This window comes from Protofrankia sp. CiP1_Cm_nod1 (assembly GCF_920888515.1).
Classification (GTDB): domain Bacteria; phylum Actinomycetota; class Actinomycetes; order Frankiales; family Frankiaceae; genus Protofrankia.
Map to the genome: position 1 here is coordinate 1 of NZ_CAKKTM010000098.1, position 2,927 is coordinate 2,927.

At 71.4% G+C, this 2,927-nt stretch carries 1 protein-coding gene and 1 pseudogene; both read right to left on the bottom strand.

Going from position 1 to position 2,927, the window contains the following annotated elements; genetic code table 11:
* Nucleotides 1-374: 374 nt before the first annotated feature.
* Nucleotides 375-1,958, bottom strand: a complete 1,584-nt coding sequence (locus tag NBX02_RS04970) for an LCP family protein (RefSeq protein WP_250290181.1) — start codon at nucleotides 1,956-1,958, stop codon at nucleotides 375-377.
* A gap of 766 nt (nucleotides 1,959-2,724) precedes the next feature.
* Nucleotides 2,725-2,927 (bottom strand): annotated as a pseudogene (locus NBX02_RS04975) (LCP family protein); the annotation flags it as partial.

Consider the following 2,927-nt stretch of genomic DNA (forward strand, 5'->3'; position numbering starts at 1 on the left):
GCACCCGGGGTGCCCGCGGCACGGGGCGTGCCGGCCAGTGCCGCCGCGCCGGGCGGGCGAGCGGGGGAGCCGAGGGCGTGCGCGGGCACGGCGGCCACAGCGGCGTCCAGGACACCGGTGAGAACGCCGTCAAGATGGCGTCCCGCGGGCAGGGGCGACGAACTCATCGGATGCTCGTACTCATGGGACGCCTACGTTAGAGCACCGCTGGTCCGGCCGGCTGCCCGGCTGCCCGGTGGTCTGGCCGGTGGTGTGCTGCCGGTCCGGCCGGTGGCCTGGTGCTACGGCCGGCGCTCGTTCCGGGCCGCTGCCGTGGTATGCCGGCTACGGGCATGCCGATCACGAAAAGTGCGATCGCGCGGAGCTGTGCCTGCTCACGGTGTACAGGATGTGTTCGCCGGGGCGACGGTCGGTGCCGTCGGCGCTGGCGCGCTCGGTGCCGCCCCCGCGCCGGCCGTTGTCGTGCCACCGGCCGGGCCGGCTCCCACCGCCCCGCGCAACGCGCCGCCGGGCGCGGCCGGCAGGTCCAGCGTGTCGGTCACACCGGTGAACGAGGCGCCGAGGACGACGACCAGCCCCCGGCTGATCGTCGGATCCTCGATGGTCCGCGAGTCGGTGATCATTCGGCTGAGCGTCTGCGCGGCTTCCTCCTGCCCGGCGGGGTAGCGGATCTCCGTCATGACCTGGCCGGCCGGGCCGGTGGTCGTGCGCATCGAGCCGGCGAAGCCCAGGGCGCTGAGGGCGTCGGTCGTCTGCGCGGCCAGGCCGGAGCGGCCGGTCTTGTTGCGGACCTCGGCGATGCTCACCTGGTTCGGCGGGAGCGAGGGCTGGCTGAGGGCCCCGTCGTCGCCCCCGTGGCCGGCGGCCGGCGGGGCGTCCGCCGTCGGGCGCAGCGGAGCGAGCAGGGAGGCCAGGCCGGCGCGGTCGTAGAACAGCACCTGGCCGTGTGGGGGTATCTCGCCCTTGTCGTTGATGGCGCCGTCCGCCTTCGTCGGCACGAAGGTAGGTATAGTGACAAATGTTACTTTACCGCTGGTAATCGCACTGAGCCGTTGCGCGATTTTGATCATCGCACCGTTCTCGGTGAGGCCGTTGTCGACCTTGAGCGAGCCGCCGACGGCGCCGATCAGCTGAGTGATCCGTACCGGGTTGGTGAGGACGCCCGCGCTGGTCGCCTTCTCCAGCAGCTTCGACAAGAACTGCTGCTGGCGGGCGACCCGGTAGGTCTCGTCCGGCAGCGCGTGCCGGGTGCGGACGAAGGCCAGCGCCTGGTCGCCGTTGAGATGGTTGACGCCGAGCTTCCCCCGCCACTGCGAGTAGTTGTCGCGCAGGTTGGACGTGCCGCCGCCGGGCAGCGGGGCCACGCACACGTCCACCCCGCCGACCGCGTCGGTCATGGTCTTGAAGCCGGCGAGGTCGATCGAGATGAAGTGGTCGATCTTCAGGCTGGTCAGGTTCTCCAGCGTACGGGTGAGCCCTTCCACCCCGCCGTAGGACAGGATGTTGGTCAGCTTGTCCTTGCCGTCCCGGGGCGTCTTCGACAGGCCGGGAGCGACCGTCACGAGGGTGTCCCGGGGGAAGGAGACCAGGGTGACGGAGTTGTCCCCCCCGAAGTGGGCCACGATCGTGGTGTCGGAGCGGACCCCGTCGACCTGGCCGTACTCACCGTTGGTGCCCGCCCGGCTGTCGTCCCCGAGCAGGAGGATGTTCATCTCCCCGGGCCGTTCGGCCGGCCGGCTGCCGCCGGGCGCCCAGGCGACTCCGGTGACCGAACTGTTGAAGTAGCGGTATGCCGCCCATCCGATGGAGCTGACCGCCAGGACCAGCACCGACAGGGCGGTGGCCGCCCCGACCGACAGCACGCGCAGCGGTGAGCGCCCGTGGCGGCGCGTGCTCCGGGGGAGCCGTGGGTTGAGCTCGGCGGGCAATGCCGGCCGGCGCGCAGGTCTGCGACTCACCGGCGTGTTCAGTCCTCCTCGGCCGGGGCGACTTCTGTGGCGGTGTCGGTCTCCACGAGGCAGCGTGGCCCTGTCTGATTAGGACGCTTTGGGCAGCTCTGACGTTGCCATGAAGCGAACGACAGCTCACCACCGGGTACTGGGAAGAACCATAAGTAACATCATTGTCACTTAAGTCGTGGCTCGCCGGATCGGGTGCCCGAAGCGGGCGGGCCTGCCGTCGGCCCGCCCACACTGTGCCGGCACCTTACGCGGCGGATGGCAGACGGCATTGGCTGCACTGGTGATCCGGGAGCCGACTGCTCCCGGTTCGCAGCGATTCTAGCCAGCCGGCAGCCGACGCTCCGGCCTGCCCGAACGAGAGAAACGAGACACCACGCACCCGTCCCGGGACGGCTGGCGGCTGCTCCGGCCTGCCCCTGCCGGCTGCGCGGCCACGCCTGGCCCTGGACGACCGGCGCCTGATCCCGGGCCGGGACCTGACCGGGCCCGGGATCAGGCCTGATGGTGCCCGGGCCCGCCGGGCCCGGATCCAGCTGGGCTCAGGCCCGCCGGGCCCCGCTGGAGCGCCGGCCAGGTAACCATACGTATCCCCGCGAACGGTGGCACACCTCGATGGACGCCGGCCGCCGGAGAAGATCAGCGCGAGTTTGTCGTTGTGTACGCTTGTGCGGCCAAAAAAGCGTACACAACGACAAACTCGCCTGGATCATGGCCGGTACGGGTGGGTGGTCGTGGATAGGATCCGCGCCACTTGACCGGCGCGCTAAAACGTACAGCCGGCGGTGAGTTCGGCCGCGGTGACGGGCGCTGGTGGTGGCGTCGGGCTCGGCTGGGCGTGTGTCGAGCCGGGCTGGCCTGTTGCCGTGCCCGTGCCGTCCGCGTCCGGTGGGCCGGTGCCGGTGCCGGTGCCTCGGCGAGCGGTGCCGGCGGCGCTCCCGGTGCTGGCACCGCTGCCCGGGCTGGCGG